The organism is Modestobacter sp. SYSU DS0290 (genome assembly GCF_054050955.1).
Genome location: NZ_JBJHAI010000010.1, coordinates 66,668 through 87,056, shown reverse-complemented (window position 1 = coordinate 87,056; position 20,389 = coordinate 66,668). Strand labels below are relative to the sequence as shown.

17 protein-coding genes and 1 pseudogene are annotated in these 20,389 nt (G+C 75.3%); 8 read left to right on the top strand and 10 right to left on the bottom strand.

All coding sequences use genetic code 11. The features are described from left to right. Positions 1–32 precede the first annotated feature (32 nt). Positions 33–1,259 carry a DUF4192 domain-containing protein gene (locus tag ACI795_RS10810; protein WP_457075497.1) on the top strand — a complete coding sequence of 409 codons (1,227 nt, stop codon included), beginning with the start codon at positions 33–35 and terminating at the stop codon, positions 1,257–1,259. 21 nt (positions 1,260–1,280) lie between these two features. Here ACI795_RS10810 and ACI795_RS10805 read toward each other — a convergent pair whose 3' ends face one another. Continuing rightward, positions 1,281–3,365: an alpha/beta fold hydrolase gene (locus ACI795_RS10805; protein WP_457075496.1), complete on the bottom strand. Its 2,085-nt coding sequence runs from the start codon at positions 3,363–3,365 to the stop codon at positions 1,281–1,283. Positions 3,366–3,530: 165 nt separating this feature from the next. Beyond that, entirely contained in the window at positions 3,531–4,250 is a 720-nt protein-coding gene (locus tag ACI795_RS10800; protein ID WP_457075495.1) for a metal-dependent transcriptional regulator, read from the bottom strand. Between the two features lie 203 nt (positions 4,251–4,453). Between ACI795_RS10800 and ACI795_RS10795 the strand changes: the two genes are divergently transcribed. Together ACI795_RS10795 and ACI795_RS10790 are read left to right on the top strand one after the other, a co-directional pair. Next, complete coding sequence (locus ACI795_RS10795; protein WP_457075494.1) at positions 4,454–5,638, top strand: acetoin utilization protein AcuC; 1,185 nt, start codon at positions 4,454–4,456, stop codon at positions 5,636–5,638. Further along, positions 5,631–8,336: a bifunctional acetate--CoA ligase family protein/GNAT family N-acetyltransferase gene (locus ACI795_RS10790; protein WP_457075493.1), complete on the top strand. Its 2,706-nt coding sequence runs from the start codon at positions 5,631–5,633 to the stop codon at positions 8,334–8,336. The genes ACI795_RS10795 and ACI795_RS10790 overlap by 8 nt, the downstream gene beginning before the upstream one ends. A 95-nt stretch (positions 8,337–8,431) precedes the next feature. On the opposite strand, the gene sigB is transcribed toward ACI795_RS10790, so the two are convergent. Beyond that, the gene (gene sigB, locus ACI795_RS10785) at positions 8,432–9,415 is read right to left on the bottom strand and encodes an RNA polymerase sigma factor SigB (RefSeq protein WP_457075492.1); all 984 of its coding nucleotides are present in this window, start codon (positions 9,413–9,415) and stop codon (positions 8,432–8,434) included. A 247-nt stretch (positions 9,416–9,662) separates the two neighbouring features. Further along, positions 9,663–10,094, bottom strand: a complete 432-nt coding sequence (gene dtd / locus ACI795_RS10780; RefSeq protein WP_457075491.1) for a D-aminoacyl-tRNA deacylase — start codon at positions 10,092–10,094, stop codon at positions 9,663–9,665. A gap of 76 nt (positions 10,095–10,170) precedes the next feature. On the opposite strand from dtd, the pseudogene ACI795_RS10775 reads away from it, so the two are divergent. The 3 genes and pseudogenes from ACI795_RS10775 to ACI795_RS10765 all read left to right on the top strand — a co-directional run. Further along, positions 10,171–10,284: pseudogene (locus ACI795_RS10775) on the top strand (hypothetical protein); the annotation flags it as partial. Between the two features lie 57 nt (positions 10,285–10,341). After that, entirely contained in the window at positions 10,342–10,932 is a 591-nt protein-coding gene (locus ACI795_RS10770) for an HhH-GPD-type base excision DNA repair protein (RefSeq protein WP_457075490.1), read from the top strand. A gap of 161 nt (positions 10,933–11,093) precedes the next feature. Beyond that, the gene (locus tag ACI795_RS10765; protein WP_457075489.1) at positions 11,094–11,438 is read left to right on the top strand and encodes a DUF3099 domain-containing protein; all 345 of its coding nucleotides are present in this window, start codon (positions 11,094–11,096) and stop codon (positions 11,436–11,438) included. Between the two features lies 1 nt (position 11,439). Here the strand turns inward: ACI795_RS10765 and ACI795_RS10760 are convergent, their stop codons facing one another. Next, the gene (locus ACI795_RS10760; protein WP_457075488.1) at positions 11,440–12,324 is read right to left on the bottom strand and encodes a carbohydrate kinase family protein; all 885 of its coding nucleotides are present in this window, start codon (positions 12,322–12,324) and stop codon (positions 11,440–11,442) included. A gap of 7 nt (positions 12,325–12,331) precedes the next feature. Continuing rightward, positions 12,332–13,261 (bottom strand): pseudouridine-5'-phosphate glycosidase, encoded by a 930-nt coding sequence (locus tag ACI795_RS10755; protein ID WP_457075487.1) that lies wholly within the window; start codon positions 13,259–13,261, stop codon positions 12,332–12,334. Between the two features lie 70 nt (positions 13,262–13,331). Here ACI795_RS10755 and ACI795_RS10750 point away from each other — a divergent pair, with 70 nt between their 5' ends. Then, a complete protein-coding gene (locus ACI795_RS10750) occupies positions 13,332–13,559 on the top strand; it encodes a DUF3039 domain-containing protein (RefSeq protein ID WP_457075486.1) in 228 nt (75 codons plus the stop codon). A 171-nt stretch (positions 13,560–13,730) separates the two neighbouring features. On the opposite strand, the gene ACI795_RS10745 is transcribed toward ACI795_RS10750, so the two are convergent. The 4 genes from ACI795_RS10745 to ACI795_RS10730 all read right to left on the bottom strand — a co-directional run bounded on the left by ACI795_RS10745 (position 13,731) and on the right by ACI795_RS10730 (position 19,189). Then, positions 13,731–14,678 carry a YihY/virulence factor BrkB family protein gene (locus ACI795_RS10745; RefSeq protein WP_457075485.1) on the bottom strand — a complete coding sequence of 316 codons (948 nt, stop codon included), beginning with the start codon at positions 14,676–14,678 and terminating at the stop codon, positions 13,731–13,733. A 185-nt stretch (positions 14,679–14,863) separates the two neighbouring features. Next, complete coding sequence (locus tag ACI795_RS10740; protein WP_457075484.1) at positions 14,864–17,122, bottom strand: VanW family protein; 2,259 nt, start codon at positions 17,120–17,122, stop codon at positions 14,864–14,866. A gap of 146 nt (positions 17,123–17,268) precedes the next feature. Continuing rightward, positions 17,269–17,493: a DUF7455 domain-containing protein gene (locus ACI795_RS10735; protein ID WP_457069649.1), complete on the bottom strand. Its 225-nt coding sequence runs from the start codon at positions 17,491–17,493 to the stop codon at positions 17,269–17,271. Between the two features lie 397 nt (positions 17,494–17,890). Further along, positions 17,891–19,189 carry an SGNH/GDSL hydrolase family protein gene (locus ACI795_RS10730; protein ID WP_457075483.1) on the bottom strand — a complete coding sequence of 433 codons (1,299 nt, stop codon included), beginning with the start codon at positions 19,187–19,189 and terminating at the stop codon, positions 17,891–17,893. Positions 19,190–19,380: 191 nt separating this feature from the next. Here ACI795_RS10730 and ACI795_RS10725 point away from each other — a divergent pair, with 191 nt between their 5' ends. Then, complete coding sequence (locus ACI795_RS10725) at positions 19,381–20,298, top strand: PaaX family transcriptional regulator (RefSeq protein WP_457075482.1); 918 nt, start codon at positions 19,381–19,383, stop codon at positions 20,296–20,298. Positions 20,299–20,389: the final 91 nt, after the last annotated feature.

Here is a 20,389-nt window from a genome sequence, read left to right as displayed (position 1 = left end):
TCGCCGGCCGTTCCGCGGTCAGGGTCGTCGCCATGCCCGCAGCCGAACGCCCGCTCCCCGTCCGCCTCTCCGACCCCGGTGCCCTCGCCGCCGCCCTGCCCGTCCTGGTCGGCTTCCGCCCGGCCGAGTCGCTGGTCGCGGTGAGCCTGCGGGGTTCCCGGCCGTCCGAGGTGGGCCTCACCGGGCGGGTCGACCTGCCTCTGCCCGAGCACCGGGACCAGGTGGTGCGCGGGTTGGTCCGCTCACTGCTCACCGACCGCCCGGCGGCCGTCGTCGTGGCGGTGGTGACCGACCAGGACGACGACCTGGCCCCCGACCCACAGCTGCCGCAGCGCGAGCTGGTCCGCCGGGTGGTGCTCGAGTTCCACGCGGCGGGGGTGCCGGTCCGGGACGTGCTGCTGGTGCGGCAGGGCCGCTGGTGGTCCTACGACTGCCCGGACGCCTGCTGCGGCCCGGGCGCCGGCACGCCGGTGCCGTCCGGCACCGAGCTGGCCGCAGCCGCGGCGGTCGACGGCCGGGTCGTGGAGCCCGACCGGGCAGCGCTGGTCCGGCGGGTCGCCCCGGTCGGTTTCCTGGCGGCCGAGGGCATGGCCCGCGCCTGCGACGAGATCGGGCAGGCCATGGCCCGGCGGCTGCTGGGCACCGCGTGGGAGGAGGTCGCCGAGGAGTCCTGGCAGCTGCTCCGGGCGGCCGTCGACCGGTGCGGCCCGGGCACGACGACCGGGCTGCCGGACCTCGAGGTGGCCCGGCTGGCGTGGGGACTGCGCGACGTCGACGTCCGGGACCGCGCGATGGGGCTGTGCACCGGCTCGTCGGCGGCGGGCGCCGAGCAGGTGTTCACCGAGCTGACCCGGCGGGCACCGGCGCCGCTGGACGCGGCGCCGGCCACCCTGCTGGCGGTCACCGCGTGGGCCCGCGGCGACGGTGGGCTGGCCAACGTGGCCCTGGAGCGGGCGCTGGCCAGCGAGCCGGGCTACACCCTGGCGGTGCTGCTCCGGCGGGCACTGGACGCGTGCCTGCCGCCGGCGGCGATCCGCGAGCTGGTCCGCGAAGCCGCCGCCGGCCCGGGGGGGGGGGGGGGGGGGGGGGGGGCGGGGGGGGGGGGGGGGGGGGGGGGGGGGGGGGGGGGGGGGGGGGGGGGGGGATGGGCGGGGTCGCGGCGGCGGGGGGATCCCGGGACTCGGGCCCCCACCCCCGCCGCCGCCGGGCGGGGCGGGCCCCCCCCCCCCCCCCCGGCGCCGGACTGGTGGCCCTGGTGAGGGGTCACCGCCGTACGGGGGTCACAGCAGGGCAGGGCGCTCCCACTCCTGGCCCAGCACGTGCTCGGCGAGGAACGCCAGCACCGTCTCGTACCAGACCGTCGCGTTGCCGGGGGTGAGCACCCAGTGGTTCTCGTCGGGGAAGTAGAGGAACTTCGACGGCACCCCGCGCTTCTGCAGGTCGTACCAGAGCCGCAGGCCCTCACCGATCGGGACCCGGTGGTCCTTGTCGCCGTGGATGACCAGCATCGGCGTGCGGATCGCGTCGGCGTAGCGGTGCGGGGAGTTCTGCTCGTACCGCTTGGGCTCGGTCAGCGGGTCGCCGAACTCGCGCTCCCAGTAGTAGGCCGCGTCCGTCGTCCCGCCGAACTGGTCCAGGTGCCACAGGCTCGCGTGGGTGACGATCGCCCGGAAGCGGTCGGTCTGGGTGGCGATCCAGTTGGCCATGTAGCCGCCGAACGAGCCGCCCATCGCCGCGGTCCGCGTCTCGTCGATCTCCGGGAGCGCCTCCGCAGCGTCCACCGCCGCCATCAGGTCGGTGTAGGGAGCGCCGCCCCACTCGCCCCAACCCCGCCGGACGAAGTCCTGCCCGAAGCCCTGCGACAGCGCCGGGTTGGGCAGCAGGACGGCGTAGCCGCGGGCGGCCAGCACCCACGGCGTCCACCGCCAGGACCAGGAGTTCCAGCTCATCAACGGGCCACCGTGCACCCACAGCACCAGCGGCGCGGGCCGCTCGGCGCTCGCCCCCTCGGGCAGCACCAGCCAGGACTGCACCCGGGTGCCGTCGGTGGCGGTGGCCTGGAGCTCCCGCAGCGTGCCGGGGAAGGAGTCGACGGTGCCGGGGTTGGGCAGCGGCGCCGGCTCCTGACCGGTGGCGACCGGGTCCAGCCGCACCGGCACGGGCGGGGAGTCGTAGCCCGAGCGCAGCGCGTACAGCGCGGTGCCGTCCCGGGCCACCTGCAGGTCGCTGTAGGCCCCGTCGCCGGTCAGCCGCACGGGCGCCGCCCCGTCCAGGGTCACCCGGAAGACCGCGTGCCGGCCGTCGTCGTCGGCGAGGAAGTACACGGTCGTGCCGTCGGCGGAGAACTGCGGCGCGCTGGGCCAGCGGTCGAAGCCCGCGGTGAGGTCCCGGGAGTCGGCCGTGTCCGGGTCGACGAGCAGCAGGGTGTAGTCCGGCGGCTCCGCGAACGAGGAGACCGACTCGCGCACGCACACCAGCCGGGCCGAGTCAGGCGAGAAGGCGGGGGAGTGGACGTCGGCCTGCGGGTCGTCCACGAGCACCCGGGTCTCCCCGGTGGCCACCTCGGTGAGCACCAGCCGGGAGCGGCGGCCCGCCGGCCCGTCGGGCACGTCCTCGCCGCGGGCCACGAACCGCCCGTCGGGGGAGACGGCGAGGTCGTCGCCCGCGCCCAGGGGGGCGCCCGCCGCGGGCGTCAGGTCCCGCCACTCCGCCGGCTCCGGGCGGGTGCCGGCGGCCGGGTCCGCGGGCAGCCGCCCCACCCAGTACACGTGCGGGACGGCGGGGCCGAGGTCGTGGTCCCAGAACCGCACCGGGTAGCTCTCGTGGAGCACCGCGGTGACGCCGGCGTCCTTGCGCTCCGTGCGCCGGGCCTGGTCGGCCTCCGCGTCCGTGGCGCCGGGCAGGGTCGAGGCGATCACCGCGACCTCGCCGGTGTCGGCGGCCACCAGCACGCCGCTGACCCCGGAGGAGCGCTGCAGGACCAGCCGCGCCTCCCCGCCGTCGGCCGGCAGGCACCACACCGCCGGCTTCGGGTCACCGGCGTCCTTGCCCGCGTCGGGGTCGGGGCGGGCGGAGGTGAACAGCAGGTCGCCCGCGGGGGTGAAGACCGGTGCGGACTCACCGACCGGCCCTCGGGTCAGCCGCCGCGCGGGGCGCGTGCCGGCGGGGTCGACCTCCCACAGGGCCGACTGCCAGGCCGTGCCCGCCGGGTCCAGCGTCGCCACCGCCGTGACCAGCCGCGTGCCGTCGGGCGAGAGCGCCAGCCCGCCGAGCCGCGGCAGGGCCACGAAGTCGGCGAGGCGGTGGAACGGGGTGGGCGGGGTGTCCTGCGGCTGCTCGCCGGAGGGAGCTGCGGAGTCGCTCACCGGGGCCTTCTCTCTGTGCGTCCGGGCGGGTGCCCCGAGCGTAGTGAGGAGGTCATGAGCCCGGCGAAGGAGTTGGTCACCCGATGGGCGGGTGGGGGCCCGTGGAACGCCGTGAGCCGCGACCCCGGGTGGGGTCGCGGCTCACGGAGGGGGCCGGTGGTGCGGTCAGCTGACGCCGGCGGTCGCCTCGGCGGCCTCGACCGGCGTGAGGTCCTCGTCGACCGCGCTGACGAAGACGTGCTGGGCGACGCCGGCCTCCAGCGGCACGCCGTCGACGAGCACGGCACCGTTGGACAGCGACGCGGTCACCGTCGACCCCGGGCGCACGCCCTGGTCGGCCAGCGACCGGAGGAGCTGGGCGTCCTCCTGCAGCTGCTCGCTGATCCGCCGGACGACGACCTGGCGCCCCTCCGGGGTGGCCGTGGTCGACAGCAGGGTCAGGGCGTCGAGCACCGCGGAGGTGTCGCCGCCCAGCGCGTCGAGGCCGGGGATCGGGTTGCCGAACGGGGAGACCGTCGGGTTGTTCAGCAGGCTGAGCAGCTTGCGCTCCACCGCCTCGCTCATGACGTGCTCCCAGCGGCACGCCTCCTCGTGGACGTCGGCGTAGTCCAGGCCGATGACGTCGACGAGCAGGCACTCGGCCAGCCGGTGCTTGCGCATGACCGCGGTGGCCAGCGCCCGCCCCTCGTCGGACAGCTGCAGGTGCCGGTCGCCCTGCACGGTGAGCAGCCCGTCGCGCTCCATGCGGGCCACGGTCTGGCTCACGGTCGGGCCGCTCTGGTGCAGGCGCTCGGCGATGCGGGCCCGGAGAGGGGTGATGCCCTCTTCCTCGAGCTCGAAGATGGTCCGGAGGTACATCTCCGTGGTGTCGATGAGGTCGTTCACGTCCACTCCTCCGTCAGGTGCCGACGATTCTACGAGGCGGCGGACACCGGGCGGGCTCCGCCGAGCCCGACGCCGGCGGCGGCGCGGGACGGCCGGTGCCCGGTAGCGTCCGGGGACGGCAGTGCCTGCTGCTCACCGGGGAGCAGCAGCGGCCGCGGCGCCGCCGTGGCCTGCTGCGGACGAGGACCAGCGAGGGAGGGGCCGTGAGCGACTCCGTCGCGGTCGTCTGGGACGACGCCCTGCTCGGCTACACCATGGGCGGCGACCACCCGATGCACCCGCTGCGCCTGGAGCTGACCGTCGGGCTGGCGCAGTCGCTCGGCGTGCTGGACCGGCCGCGGCTGAAGGTGCTGCGCCCCACCCCGGCCGACGCCGAGCTGCTCACCCTCGTGCACGACCCGGCCTACCTGGAGGCGGTGCGGCGTGCTCCGGACGACCCGGCCGCGGCTGGGCACGGCCTGGGCACCGCCGACAACCCGGTCTTCCCCGGCATGTACGACGCCGCGGCGCTGATCACCGGCGGCAGCGTGCTCGCCGCCCAGCAGGTCCACTCCGGCAGGGCGCAGCACGCGGTGAACATCGCCGGGGGGCTGCACCACGCCATGCGTGCCTCGGCGTCGGGCTTCTGCGTCTTCAACGACGCGGCGGTGGCGATCGCCTGGCTGCTGCGTCAGGGCTACGAGCGGATCGCCTACGTGGACCTCGACGTCCACCACGGCGACGGCGTGCAGGCCGCCTTCTACGACGACCCGCGGGTGCTCACCGTCAGCATCCACCAGACCCCGCTGACCCTCTTCCCCGGCACCGGCTACCCGGAGGAGACCGGCGACCCGGAGAAGGCCCTGGGCAGCGCGGTCAACCTGGCCCTGCCCAACGGCACCGACGACGCCGGCTGGCTGCGTGCCTTCCACGCCGTCGTGCCCAGCGTGGTGCGCGCCTTCGCCCCGCAGATCCTCGTCACCCAGTGCGGCTGCGACGCCCACCACGAGGACCCGCTGGCCGACCTCGGGCTCACCGTCGACGGTCAGCGGGCCTCCTACCGGGCCGTGCACGACCTGGCCCACGAGGTCTGCGAGGGCCGCTGGATCGCGCTGGGCGGCGGCGGCTACGGGCTGGTCCGCTGCGTGCCCCGGGCCTGGACCCACCTGATCGCCGAGGCCGGCGGCGACCGGCTGGCCCCCACCACGGAGATCCCGCAGACCTGGCGCGACGACGTCCGCCGGCGCGGGCTGCGGGCCGAACCACCCGACTCGATGACCGAGGGCGGCTACGTGGGCTTCTCCCGGTGGGACCCGTTCACCGAGAACCGGGTCGACCGGGCCATCCTGCGCACCCGCACCGCCGCCTTCCCCTACTTCGGACTCGACCCGGACGACCCTCGTGACTGAACCGACCAGCACCCCCACCAGCCCGGCTCCCGCGCCCCCGCCACCGCACTGGGAGGCCGACGTCGTCGCCGCCGACGGCGGCACCGTGCACCTGCGCCCGATCACGCCCGAGGACGCCGACGGCATCGTCGGGCTGATGGACCGCAGCAGCGAGCAGACCCGCTACTACCGGTTCTTCGGGCCGGTGCGGCGGCTGTCGGACAAGGACCTGCACCGGTTCACCCACGTCGACCACGTCGACCGGGTCGCCTTCGTCGTCCTGCTCGGTGACGAGCTGATCGGCGTGGGCCGCTACGACCGGCTGCCGGGCACCGCCGACGCGGAGGTGGCCTTCCTCATCGAGGACGCCCACCAGCGCCGCGGCCTGGGGTCGGTGCTGCTGGAGCACCTGGCCGCGGCCGCCCGTGAGCGGGGGATCAGCCGCTTCGTCGCCGAGGTGCTCAGCCAGAACAGCGCGATGGTGCGGGTGTTCCAGGACGCCGGTTACTCGGCCAAGCGGTCCTACGAGGACGGCGTCGTGCACCTGACCTTCCCCATCGCCCCGACCGAGCAGTCACTGGCGGTGGCGCACGAGCGGGAGCAGCGCAGCGAGTCGCGGTCCATCGGCCGGCTGCTGACCCCCGGCTCGGTGGCGGTGGTCGGCGCGAGCAACGACCCCACCAAGGTCGGGTCGGCGGTGCTGCACGACCTGCTGGAGTACGGGTTCGCCGGGCCGATCTACCCGGTCAACCCCGCGGTGCGGCACGTCCGCGGCGTGCCGGCGTACGCGCACATCGAGGCGATCCCGGACGACGTCGACCTGGCGGTGCTCGCCGTGCCGGCCGAGGAGGTCGCCGGGGTGGTCGAGGCCTGCCGCCGCAAGCGGGTCAAGGGGCTGGTGGTGATCTCCGGCGGGTTCGGCGAGACCGGGCCGGAGGGGCGGGCCGCGGAGCGCGCGCTGGTGGCCTCGGCGCGGGCGTCGGGCATGCGGGTGGTCGGCCCCAACTGCCTGGGCATCGTGAACACCGACCCGGCGATCCGGCTCAACGCCAGCCTGGCGCCCCAGGTCCCCGGGCGCGGCCGCGTCGGGTTCTTCGCGCAGTCCGGCGCGCTGGGCGTCGCCCTGCTGGAGCGGGCCCGCGGCCGCGGCATCGGGCTGTCCAGCTTCGTCTCCGCGGGCAACCGCGCCGACGTCAGCGGCAACGACCTGCTGCAGTACTGGGCCACCGACCCGGCCACCGAGGTGGTGCTGCTGCACCTGGAGAGCTTCGGCAACCCGCGCAAGTTCGCCCGGCTGGCCCGCAGCGTCGGCCGCACCAAGCCGGTGGTCGCGGTGAAGAGCGGCCGGCACGTGAAGATGACCGCCGGGCTGGCCGGCACCAGCGTCGCGGTGCCCGAGCAGTCGGTCGCGGCGCTGTTCGCCTCCGCGGGGGTCATCCGGGTCGACACCCTGGCCCAGCTGTTCGACGTCGGCACCCTGCTGGCCCACCAGCCGCTGCCGGCCGGGGACCGGGTGGCGATCGTCGGCAACTCCACGGCGATGGGGGTGCTGGTCGCCGACGCCGTCCTGGACCAGGGCCTGCAGCTGGCGCACGACCGGCCGGTGGACATCGGCACCCAGGGCGGCCCGGAGGACTTCCGCGCCGCCCTGCAGGCCGCGGTCGACGACGACGCGGTCGACGCGGTGGTCGCGGTGTTCCTGCCGCCCCTGCTGAGCGGGGAGCACACCTTCGGCCGGGTGCTGCGCGAGGTCTCCGTGGCGTCGGCGAAGCCGGTGGTGGCCAACTACCTCTCGACCGACGGCATCCCCGACGAGCTCGCGGTGCGCGACGAGCACGGCATGCCGGCCCGCGGGTCGGTGCCGTCGTTCTCGACGCCGGAGCGGGCGGTGATCGCGCTGGCCAAGGTCAGCGAGTACGCCCGCTGGCGACGGCGGCCGATCGGCGTCGTCCCGGAGCTGCCGGGGGTCGACGAGGACGCCGGCCGTTCGGTGGTGCTGGCGGCGCTGACCGGCACGCCCGCCGGTCGGGACCTCACCGACGAGGAGACGATGGCCCTGCTGCGGGCCTACGGCATCCCGCTGCTGGGCACGCGCCGGGTGGAGGACGCCGAAGCGGCGGTCGCCGCGGCGGAGGAGATCGGCTACCCGGTGGTGCTCAAGTCGACGGCGCCGTGGCTGCGCGACCGCCGCGACCTGGGCGGGATGCGGTTCGACCTGGCCGACGCCGAGGACGTGCGCGGCGCGTTCGCGGCGATCCCGGCCGGTGACCCGGTGATCGTGCAGGAGCAGGCGGCGCCCGGGGTGGGCACCGTGGTCGAGGTGGTCGACGACCCGTCGTTCGGTGCGCTGGTCAGCTTCGGGCTCGGCGGGGTGGCGACCGACCTGCTGGGCGACCGCGCCTACCGGACGCTGCCGCTGACCGACCTCGATGCGCACGAGCTGGTCCGGGAGCCCCGGGCCTGGCCGCTGCTCGACGGCTACCGGGGCAGCGCGCCGGTGGACACCGCCGCCCTGGAGGAGCTGCTGCTGCGCGTGGCCCGGCTGGCCGACGACCTGCCGGAGGTGCTCGGGCTGACCCTGGAGCCGGTGATCGTCGGCCCGGCCGACGCCTGGCACGGCGGCCGCTCGCTGGTGGTGGCCGGCGCGGCGGTCCGGGTGGGGCCGCCCACCGCCCGCATCGACACCGGCCCCCGCCGGATGTTCCGCCCGGGGACGTGACGAGAGCCCGTCACCCAGTGGGTGACGGGCTCTCGTGGTCGGCCCCGCTGCAGGGGCCCGCGCCGAGCGTGCGACGCGTGGCGGTCAGCGGGTCCTCACCCCAGGTAGTCCCGGAGGGCGTCGGCCCGCTGCGGGTCGCGCAGCTTGGCCATCGTCTCCCGCTCGATCTGGCGCACCCGCTCGCGGGAGAGCCCGAACCGCTTGCCGATCTGCTCCAGCGTGCGCGGCTGCTCGCCGTCCAGGCCGAAGCGCATGATCACGACGTCGCGCTCGCGCTCCTCCAGGGTCTCCAGGACGTTGCGCACGTCGCCCTTCATCATCTGGAAGGCGACGGCGTCCTCGGCGACCGCGGCGTCGGCGTCCTCGATGAAGTCCCCGAGCCGGGACTCCTCGTCGGCGCCGACGGTCTGGTCGAGGCTGACCAGGTCGCGGGAGTACTCGAGCAGCTCGGTGATCCGCTCCGGGGTCATGTCCAGCTCGAGCCCCAGCTCCTCGGGGGTGGGCTCCCGCTCCAGCTCCTGGTGGATCCGGCGGCGGGTGCGCACCACCTTGTTGACCTGCTCGGCCAGGTGCACGGGCAGCCGGATCGTCCGGCCGGAGTCGGCCATGGCGCGGGTGATCGCCTGACGGATCCACCAGGTGGCGTAGGTGGAGAACTTGAAGCCCTTGGTGTAGTCGAACTTCTCGACCGCGCGGATCAGGCCGACGTTGCCCTCCTGGATCAGGTCCAGGAACGTCATGCCGTGGCCGGTGTAGCGCTTGGCCACCGAGACGACCAGCCGGAGGTTGGCCTCCAGCAGGTGCGCCTTGGCCGCCTTGCCGTCCGCGGCGAGCAGCTTGTAGTCACGCGTCAGCGCCGGGGTCAGCTTCTTCTCGCCCAGCAGCCGGTCGGCGTAGAGGCCGGCCTCGATGCGCTTGGCCAGCTCGACCTCCTGCTCGGCGGTCAGCAGCGCGGTCTTGCCGATGGTGTTGAGGTAGACGCGCACCAGGTCCGTCGACACCAGGCCACTGGTGTCCGGGGCGCGGCGCGGCGAGCGCACCTCGAGGGTGTCGGTGGTGGAGGACTGCAGCAGCGTCACGATGAGTCTTCGTCCTTGCTTCGGTGTCCGGATGCACCGCGGCCTGCGTCGGCTCGCTGTACATCCCGGCGTGGTCGGTCAGAGCGTCGGCCCGGTGGCGCCCGGGGTGGCTCTCCGCCCGTGAGGTCCTGTGTGGTACGTCGTGTGCAACGGACCGGGTGGGGTGGGTGTTCCGACCCCGGACAACTCACAGGCAACGGCCAGGTGTGACTGACAGCACTCTGTCCCGTACCCGGTGCTGACCGGATCAGACCTCCAGTTGCAAGGTCATCGGGCCCTCGTTCACCGAGGCGACCTGCATCCGTGCGCCGAACCGCCCGGTCGCCACCACCGTTCCCCGGCGGCGCAGCTCGGCGACGACCTCCGCCACCAGCGGCTCGGCGACCTCGCCCGGCGCGGCGTCCTGCCAGGAGGGACGGCGGCCCTTGCGGGTGTCGGCGTAGAGGGTGAACTGGCTGACCACCAGCACCGGCAGGCCGAGGTCGGCGACCGAGCGGGCGCCGTCGTCGGTGGGGAAGACCCGCAGCTCCTGCACCTTCCGCCCGAGCGCCCGGGCCCGGTCGGCGTCGTCGTCGCGCCCGGCGCCGACCAGGGCGAGCAGCCCCGCGCCGATCTCCCCGACGACCTCGCCGTCCACCGTCACCGACGCCGAGCTCACCCTCGTCACGACCGCACGCACCGGGCCATCCTGACGGTGGCCCGGCGCCGGCCGGTGGGGTGGCGCCCCGCGCGGGTGGCCACGCCGTCTCGCCGGGATCGTCCCCCTGGCCCACGCCCTCGGCGCCCACGTCATCGCCGAGGGGGTCGAGACGCTCCGCCGGCTTCCCGCGCTCCGCGAGCTCCACGTCGACTCCGCGTGCGGGTACCTGCTCGCCCGACCGGGCGATCCCCGGCACCTGCCGCTCCCCGTGCGGCAGGATCACCGCGTGCCGACCCTCCACCTGACCCAGGACGACGCCGCCGACGACCTGCTGGGGCGCGACCCGCTCGCGCTCGTCCTCGGGATGCTCCTGGACCAGCAGTTCCCGATGGAGCGCGCGTTCGCCGGCCCCCGCCTGCTGGCCGACCGGCTGGGCGTGGACCCGCTGGACGCCACGGCGATCGCCACCGCCGACCCGGAGCACCTGGCGCAGGTGTTCCAGGGCCCTCCGGCCGTGCACCGGTACCCGGGCTCGATGGCCACCCGCGCCCAGGCGCTGTGCCAGCTGCTCGTCGAGCGCTACGACGGCTCGGCGGAGCGGCTGTGGGCCGAGGCCCCGGACGGCGCGACGCTGCTGCGGAGGGTCGGGGCGCTGCCGGGCTTCGGCGCGCAGAAGTCGAAGATCTTCGTCGCCCTGCTCGGCAAGCAGTACGGCGTCACCCCGCCGGGGTGGCGGGAGGCGGCGGGGGAGTACGGCGAGGAGGGTTCGCGCCGCTCGGTCGCCGACATCACCGACCCGGCCTCGCTGGCCGAGGTGCGCGCTCACAAGCAGTCGGTGAAGCAGGCCGCCAAGGAGGCGAAGGCCACCCGCGGCTGACTCGCCGGACGAGCCCGTCCGGGCACCTGCATGGTGCGCGATCGAGTGGCACGATGGGCGGGCGAGGAGCCGGGGGCTCCGGGGGCCGGTCGTTCCACCCAGCACGACCCACAGCCGACCACCGCCGCCCTTCCCCCGGCCCGGTCCAGGGAAGGGCGTCCGTGGCCTCCAGTCAGTCGACCAGCCGGCAGCACAGCAGCGAGCCGCTGCTCATCACCGAGGCGGCTCCCAGCGTCTCCGAACAGCACGACGCCCGGGTGCGGCGATACCTGATCACCATGGGCATCCGCTGCCTCAGCGTCATCGCCGCAGCGGTCAGCTACCAGTACTCGCTGTGGCTGATGATCGGCTTCGCGGTCCTCGGCACGATCCTGCCGTGGATCGCGGTGGTGATGGCCAACGACCGGCCGCCGAAGAAGAAGCTCGACCCGAACCGCTACCGGCCCTCGCCGCCGGACCGGATCCTGGAGTCCGGCAGCAGCAAGGCCCGCGTCATCGACATGTGAGTCAGCGGGCTCCGGCCCTGGCCACCACCGCGGCGGCCCTGGCCAACCCCGCGTCGAGCGCCGCCCCGGCTTCCGGGTGGCCGCCGGCCGCGTGCCAGGCGGCGAGCACGCCGGCGGCGAACGCGTCCCCGGCCCCGGTGGTGTCCACGACGGTGGCCGGATACGCCGGCCGGTGCACCAGGACGTCCCCCGCCGCCCAGAGCGCGCCGTCGGCACCGAGGCTGACCACCACGACCGGGTGCCGCTCGGCCAGCAGCCGGGCCGCCTCCGCCGGGTCACTGGTGCCGGCCAGCAGGCACGCCTCGGCCGCGTTGGGCAGCAGCACCGTCGCGCCCGCGGTGTCGGCCAGCCAGCGGTCGACGCCGTGCTCGCGCAGCGGACCGGTGGAGGCCGGGTCGACCGAGACCGTGCACCCGGCCGCCCGGGCCGCCGCCATCGCGGCCAGCCCGGCGACCCGCGGGCGCGGGTGCAGCAGCGTGTACCCCGACAGGTGCAGGTGGCCACCGGCCCCCGGAGCCGGGACGTCGTCCGGCTGCAGCGCGAGGTTGGCGCCCCGGTCGGCGAGCATGCTGCGCTCACCGCCGGGCTCGACCAGGCTGACGACCGTCCCGGTGGCCTCGCCCGCGACGGTGCGCAGGCCCAGGCCGACCCCGGCCGCGGCCAGGTCGGCCGCCAGCGCCCGGCCGGGCAGGTCGTCCCCGGTGCAGCCGGCCAGCAGCACCGGCGTCCCGAGCCCGGCCAGGTGAGCGGCGACGTTCGCCCCGGCCCCACCGCCGGAGCTGCTGATCCGCGCCGGGCGGTCGGAGTCCGGGGTGGGCTCGCCGGCCAGCAGGACGACGACGTCGGTGCAGACGTCACCGACGACGACGATCCGGGAGCTGGTCACCGCCGGGTCAGCGGGGGAGCGCCGCGAGCTCCGCCGCGATCCGGCCGGCGAGCTCCGCGTTGCGCAGCACCAGCCGCACGTTCACCTCGAGGCTCGCACCACCGCTCGCCTCGTGCAGGTGGCCGAGGACGAACGGGGTGACGTCCTTGCCGCGGGCGCCGGCCGCGTCGGCTGCGGCGAGCGCGTCGGCGATCACCCGGTCGTGCAGGCCGGCGTCCAGCTGCTGGTCGGCCGGCAGCGGATGGGCGACGACGACGGCGCCGGGCACCAGGTCCCGGCGGGCGGCGAAGACCGCGGCCGCCTCGGCCGGGCTGTCGACCGACCAGTCGACCGAGGAGCCGGAGTCGGCCACGTAGAAGCCGGGGAACCGGGTGGTCCGGTAGCCCACGACGGTCACCGACAGGGACTCCAGCCGCTCCAGCGTCGCCGGCACGTCGAGGATCGACTTCACCCCGGCGCAGACCACCACCAGCGAGGTGCGGGCCAGCGCGACCAGGTCGGCGGACTCGTCGAAGGTGTCGGTGGCGTGCCGGTGCACCCCGCCCAGGCCTCCGGTGGCGAACACCCCGATCCCCGCGCGGGCCGCCAGCAGAGCGGTGCTGGAGACGGTGGTGGCGCCGCTGAGCCCCAGCGCCACGGCGACCGGCAGGTCGCGGACGCCGAGCTTGGCCAGCTCCTCGTCGGCGCAGACCCGGTCGACCTCCGCTGCGGTCAACCCGACGTGCGGCACCCCGTCGAGCACCGCGATGGTCGCCGGCACGGCCCCGCCGGCCCGGACCGCGGCCTCCACCTGGTCCGCGGCGGCCCGGTTCTCCGGACGCGGCAGGCCGTGGGCGAGCAGGGTGCTCTCCAGGGCGACGACGGGGCGGCCGGCGGCGAGGGCGTCGGCCACCTCGGGTGAGACGACGGGCGCAGGGACGGGGGAGGTGTTCGGCACCCTGTCATCATGGTGGCGGCCCGTTACGGACCGGATCCCGGCCCGAACCCGAGAACTGAGGGAGCAGCCCATGAGCAGCGCCGACATCCTCGAGCGCCCGGACGTCCGCGACGCCGACACCGGCAACGCCAACGAGGTCTTCCACTACGTGAAGAAGAACCAGATCGCCGAGAGTGCGGTCATGGGCACGATGGTCGAGGCGCTCTGCGGTGAGGTCTTCCCGGTGACCAAGAGCCCGAAGCCGGGCAGCCCGGTCTGCCCGGCCTGCCAGGAGGTCTACAACCAGCTCAAGAAGTAGCGGGGAAGGGGCTGGGCGACCTGCCGGCCTACCGGCGCTCGTCGCGCGCCGCGCGTCCGGAGCGGCGGGGTGGGGCCGGAGGCTCCCGCCGCGGGTCCGGGCAACGGCTCAGTGCACCGGCACCAGGCACGTGGCCGCGGGGAGGCCGGTAGGCCGACAGTGCACACGGCCTCAGCGCATGCCCAGCTTGTGGGCCTCCAGCTCGATCTTCGCGGCGCGGCGGCGCTGCCGACGGTCCTCGTGGCGCTTGCGCGGCGCCGGCCAGCGGGCCTCGACCGTCGCGTTGAGCTCGGCGCCCAGCAGCATGGAGAAGCCGAGCAGGAAGCAGTACAGCAGCGCCGCGATCGGCGCCGCCAGCGCGCCGTAGGGCAGCGCGGTGGTGAGGATGTCTGCGACGTAGCCGCGCAGCACCACCGCCGCGGCGATGAAGAAGCCGACGGCGAACAGCCCGCCGGGCAGGTGCCGGTGCCAGGGGATCCGCCGGGGCAGGATCACGTGGTAGAAGCTGGTCAGCGCCAGGACGAGCCCGATCACCACGACCGGCCAGTACACCGCGTCGACGAGCACCGTGGCAGTGCTCCGCCAGTCGGCCGGCAGCAGCGCGACCAGCGTCCCGCGGCCGAGCACCAGCAACGGCAGGGTCAGCACGGCGATGACCAGGCCGATCACGAACAGCCACAGCGCCATGAGGCGGGTCCGGATGGGGCCCCGGACGTCGCGCTGGTCGTAGGCGATGACGATCGTGTTCATGAACGTCGCCGTCGCCGAGGAACCGGCCCACAACGAGACCAGGAAACCCAGGCTCACGACGTCCAGCCGGCCGGAGCCGAGGATGTCGTTCAGCGTCGGCTGGACCAGGTCGGCCACGACCCCCTCGGTGAGCGCCTCGGCGGAGGCGGCGACCAGCTCGGCCTCGACCTCCCGCACCGCATCCTCCCCGATCCACGAGCTCAGGTAGCCCAGGGAACCGAGCAGCCCGATCAGCAGCGGGGGGACCGAGAGGATCTGCCAGAACGCGGCCTCGGCGGAGAGCCCGAGGATGCGGTCCTGCCAGGCCTTGGCCAGCGTGCGCCCGAGCACCTGCAGCGGCACCCGGATCGGGGCCGGCCAGCCCGCCACCCGGGTGCGTCGGACCCGCGTGGCGCCCGGGGGCGGTGGCGCCACCGGGTCCGCGGGGTCCCGCTCGGGGGTCGTCCGTTCCACGGAGGGGTGCGGAACAGCGGCGGCCACCTGCCCAGTGTGCACGTCTCCCCGCCGGCGCGTGCCCGGTCCACCGGGCGGGCCGCCCCCGCGCGGGGGAGGGGTCAGCCGGCCGGCGGCGTCGATGTCGGCGACCCGGACGCGGCCGGGTCAGCCGGTGCCGGCTCGGCCGGCGGCGGGACGCACCGGATGACCGCCTCGGCGGCGTAGCGGGTCTGGAAGGCCTCCCGCCGCAGCTCGGCGCCGGTGTTCAGGTCCTGGAACACCCGGGTCACGGTGATGTCGAACCCGGTGGAGCCGGACTGCGGGGTGCAGTTGCCGTCGTCGATCTTCTCCTGCTGGGCCGGGGCGCGGAGGTTGCGGCGCTCGCTGCTGAGCGACTTCACGTCGTAGTACTTGGTGCCCCAGAAGGTCACCGTGATCGACCCGGGCACCCACTCGGTCTGCACGTAGATGCCGGTGTCGGTGTCGTTGCGCCACTTGAGGTCGATCTGCCCCTCGTACACCGTCGCCTCCCGGCCGGCGGGGTAGCGGCTGATGTAGAAGCTGTGCGGCTTGTGGTAGACGTCCTCGAGGCCGGCGAAGAAGACGGCGTTGAACATCGTGGTGGCGAACTGGCTGATCCCGCCGCCGACCGCCTGGGAGAGCTCGCCGCCGCTGATCACCGCGGCCGGCACGTAGCCCTGCGCCGTGCCACGGGGCCCGGTGTAGCCGTTCAGGCTGAAGGTCTCACCGGGGCGGACGAGGGCGCCGTCCACCTCGGCGGCCACGACCCGGATGTTGGTGCCGCTGGCGGCGCTGGTGAAGTTGGTGGTGAAGGAGCTGACCTCCTCCTTGATGCCCAGGGCCTCCGCCTGCTCGGTCGTGAAGGACGCCGGCACCGGGCCGAGGACGGCGGTGACCTCGCGCGGAGCCGGCTGGGTGAGCACCGGCATCAGCTGCTGGGCGAGGTCGGTGGGGTTGATGCCCTGCCCGTCGACCGAGGGGACGACGGCGATCGAGCCACCGGAGACCTCGAAGCGGGCATCCTGGGCGGGGGAGCCGAAGACGGCGAACTGCTCGCCCATCTGCGTCTGCAGCGTCTCGGGGTCGATGGCGGCGGTGAGGGTGCCGTCCTCCTGCGGGGTGAAGGTGAGCGCCGCGGCGATCGCCGGCACCGGGATCTCCGCGGAGTCTGCGCCGTCGGTGCCCACGACCCGCACCGGGGCCGACAGGGCGGGGGTGACCGTCTCCTCCAGCACGCGCCGGGCCTCGCTGTCGGGCACGCTCGCCGGGTCGACCTCGACGGGGAGCTCGATGGTCTGCGTCGGGTCGCCACCGCTGGCCAGGGCGTCGGTGATCGCCTCGGCGGCGCCCTCGCGGTCCAGGGTGCGCCCGTCCTCGGCCTGGACCACCCGGGCCTCGGTGCCCTCGATGGCCACGGTCGCCTCGACCGGGGGCTGGTCGACCGTGGCGGCCAGCTGGTCGACCTGGGCGGTGAGCGCCGTCTCGTCGCCGGTGAGCACCGGGGTGACGGTGCGGTCGCCGAACAGCGAGGTCAACCGCGTCCAGGGGTTGAGCGGCTGGTCGTCGGCGGCGTCCACGGTGCCCGGGACGTCGAGGGTGATCCCCGCGGCCGGCGGGTGGACGACGCCCTCGACGTCACCGGCGCGCACCGGGTGGTCGGCAGTGACCCGGGGCGCCAGCTCGTCCTCCAGCCGCTGGGCGGCCGCGGCCGGCGTCAGGCCACCGACGTCCACGCCGCCGACGACGGTGCCCCGGGGCACGTCGCCGGAGGAGACCGCCAGGTCGATGCCGTAGGCGCCGCCGAGCACGACGACCGCGGCCACGGGCGCCAGGACGGCGGTGCGCCGCCACCACGGGCGGCCGGGGGCGTCGTCATCGGCGGGCGGGCCGTCCGGGCCGTCGCCCTCTCCGTCGCCGGCGGCTGCGGCTGCGTCTGCGGGCGGATCGACGTCGGCCGGCGTCCCCGGATCGACCGGCAGCAGGGGCGTGGACTCCGCGGGGGTGGGGTCGAGCTGCCGGGTCTCGTCGGCAGCGGGGGCGTCGTCCCCGGACCCACCCGAGGGTCCGGCGCCGGGGACCCCGGACCCGGCCGCAGCCACCTCGACCGGCCGGGTGGCCGACCAGGAGGACGTCTCGTCGGTCGGGGCGGTCTCGTCGGTCGGGGCGGCCTCGTCGGCCGGGGCGGCCTCGTCGGCCGGCGCGGCCTCGACGACTGCGTCCGGCTCCGACGGCCCGACGGCGGCGGCGGTGCGAGGCGGGGTGACGGCGGCCGGCGGCGGGGCCGGGCGGGCGCTGCTCACCGTGCCGTCCGGGTGCAGCCGCACCGTGTCGCTGTCTCGGGCGGGCTCCTGCGGCATGTCACGCACTCCTGCTCGGTCGGGGCGGCCGCGCCGCCCCGGGGACGACGAAGCCGCCGGCCCCCCGTCCGCGCGGGGCGGGTGCGGGGAGCCGGCGGCTTCGTCGAGTGAGGGCTTCATCGCTGGCGCGACGATAGAGGCCCTCGTCAGTTGCTGAAGCGCGCCTCGCCGTCGGTCTCGATGATGTCGACGGCGATGTCGCGGAGCTTGCTGTCGTACTCGCGGGCGTGGTGCCCGCAGAACACGAGGTCGCTTCCGTTACCGAGGACCACGCGCACCTTGGCCAGAGCCCCACAGCGGTCGCAGTGGAAGGGAACGACGAGGTCGTCGGTGGGCGGGGTCGTCGTCAGCGTCTGGGTCATCTGGCTCATCACTCGCTCTCTACCGCACGGACCCGCGGCTGCGGATCGGCCTCCTGCACAGCGCCAGGATGGCCCCTCGTGTTCCCGATCCACACCCCGGTGTGCACGGACTCGCCGAATGAGATGAGTACGTGACCGACGGGGTGCAGTGGTGCCGATATCGGGTCAGCAGGGGACGTCACTGGTTTCGGAACTGGGTCCGAGTGGTTCATGTGCTGATCGTGCTGCGCCGGCACAGGCCGGCGGTGGGTCCGCTGCTGTTCTGACGGGGCCCACGCTACGCCGTCTACCCGGTCCGTGCCGCAGTACACCGCCTCGTCACCCGTCAGTGGCGGAACGGTCGCCCGGGAGCCGGACGGAGCGGCCACCCGCCGGGGCCGGTCCCCCGGCGGGTGGCCGCCGCGGCTCAGCGCCGGGTCGCCCCGGCCACCAGCTGGCCCAGGTCCACCACCTCGGCCATGCGCCGGTAGCCGGCGTCGCTGGGGTGCAGGTGGTCACCGCTGTCGTAGACCGGCAGCAGGCGGCTCGGGTCGCGGGGGTCGCGCAGGGCGGCGTCGAAGTCGAAGACGCCGTCGAAGGCCCCGCTGCCCCGGATCCAGTCGTTGACCGCGCGGCGCTGCGCCTCGCCGACCGGGCTGCCGTAGTCGCCGCCGAACTGGGCGTTCGACCCGCCGAAGGGCACCAGCGTGCCGCCGAAGACGGTCAGGCCGGCGGCGTGGGCCTGGGTGATCAGCTGCCGGTAGACCTCGATCAGGTCCCCGGCCCGCGCTCCCTCCGCACCGATGTCGTTGATCCCCTCGAGGACGATCACCGAACGGACGCCGGCCTGGGTGAGCACGTCCCGGTCGAACCGCGCCGCCGCGGAGACGCCGAACAGCTCGGGCACCCGGTCGTACAGCAGCTCGTTCCCGCCGATGCCGGCGTTGGAGACGGCCAGCGTGGGGCCGGGCAGTTCGTCCAGCCGACGGGCCAGCCAGTCGGGGTACCGCTGGTCGGCGTCGACCGTCGACTGGTCGCCGTCGGTGATCGAGTCACCGAGGGCCACGACCGTGCCCACCACGTCCGGCCCGGCCAGCACGTCCACCCCCGAGGCGAACATCCAGCACCCGATCCGGGTCGTGAAGGGCGTCCCCGCGGCGTCGCCGGTGCGGTTGGCGCTGGCCAGGTAGTTGGTCTCGCGCGAGTTGTTGTGCTGGGTGGCCGGGCCGGTCTTCCCCGGCAGGTGCACGCTCACGGCGAGCCGCTGGAGCGCCTGCACGTCCAACCGCACCGGGTCGCTGAGCGCCTCGCCGCCGGCCGCGACGAGCACGGTGGGCTTCCCGGAGAAGAGCACCGGCCGGAGGGTGCCGGGGGCGGTGGCCGCACCCTGGCCCGCCACGGCGACCGAGGCGGCCCCCACCCGCAGCGGGGCCCGGCCGAACGCGTTGGAGATCCGCACCCGGACCTGGCTGCCGTCGACGCTCACCGGGACGATGTTGCGGACGGTCTGGTTGTCCAGGCCCACGTCGGCGGGGCAGGACGCCCGGTCGAAGGTGCCGCCTGCGGTGGGGCTGCCCTGCCACCCGTTGACCCAGCCGGCGGTGGCCGGTGCGGCCGCGGTCCGTGGCGTCGCCTGGGCGGCGCCGCCGGCCAGCGGTGCGGCCAGCAGCAGGGCAGCGGCGAGGGCCACGGTTCGTGGGCGCCGCCGGCGTGCAGGGTGGGTCATGGTCGTCCCCCGGTCTCACCTGGGTGTGCTCCGACGCACACCGAGCGCCCCGGATGCTGCCAGTGGTCGCGACGACGCGCCCAGGGCGGCCCGGCCGCCGTCCAGCTGACGGGACGGTGCCGGCGCTGAGACCGGGCGCCACTGTTGTGGCCGTCGTCACAGCGCCCAACGCGGTCGGCTAGGGTCGTGCCGTGGTGCTGTCCGACGAGACGGATCCGGCCGACGTCGTGGTCCGGGCCGGTGCGCTCGGGGACGGCGTGGGCGCCGGGGCCGAGGGCGTGGCCGACATGGCTGCCGGCGGCCTGCGCCCTCAGGGCCTGCTGCTGGCGTTCTTCGGCGAGCACGTGCTCGACCGGCAGGTCCTGGTGGCCACCGGGAGCCTGCTCGAGGTCCTGGAGCGGGCCGGGGTGTCCGAGCACGCGGCGCGTTCGACGCTGAGCCGGATGGCCCGGGCGGGCCTGCTCCGCCGGGTCCGCCGTGGCCGCCAGGTCTACCTGGGGCTGACCCGGCGCTGCCAGGAGGTCCTGCGCGAGGGCGGCCGGCGGGTGTGGCAGACGGGCGTGGTGAACGAGCAGTGGGACGGCACGTGGGTGCTGCTGGGCTTCTCGCTGCCGGAGTCCTGGCAGCGGCAGCGGCACGAGCTGCGTTCCCAGCTGACGTGGGCAGGGTTCGCCCCGCTGCAGGGCGGCCTGTGGGTGGCGCCCTCCGGTGTCGACCTGACCGCCGTGGGCCAGGACCCGGCGGTTGCCCCGCTCCTCCGGGTCTTCGCCGCCAGCGCCCTGCCACCGACCGACGTCGATGCGATGGTCCGGGACGCCTGGGACCTGGCGGCGATCGCGAGCCGTTACACCGGCTTCCTGGAGCGGTGGGAGGACCCCGAGCGGCGGCCGCGCCTGCCCGGGCTGGCTCAGCAGCTCACCCTCGACGCCGACTGGCTGCAGGTGATCCGCCGGGACCCGCGGCTGCCGGCCCGGCACCTGCCGCCCGGCTGGCCGGCGGAGCGGGCCCAGCAGGTGTTCCGGTCCCTGCACGCCGAGTTCGAGGACGAGGCCCGCGCGGTCGCCGCCACCGTGCTGGACACGATCCCGGCGGAGGACGACGAGCCCTGAGGGCGCCGTCCCGCAGCGGCCCCGGCACGCAGCAGGGCCCCCGAGCGGATCGCTCGGGGGCCCTGTCCGGCCCCTCTCCAGGGTCCCGCGC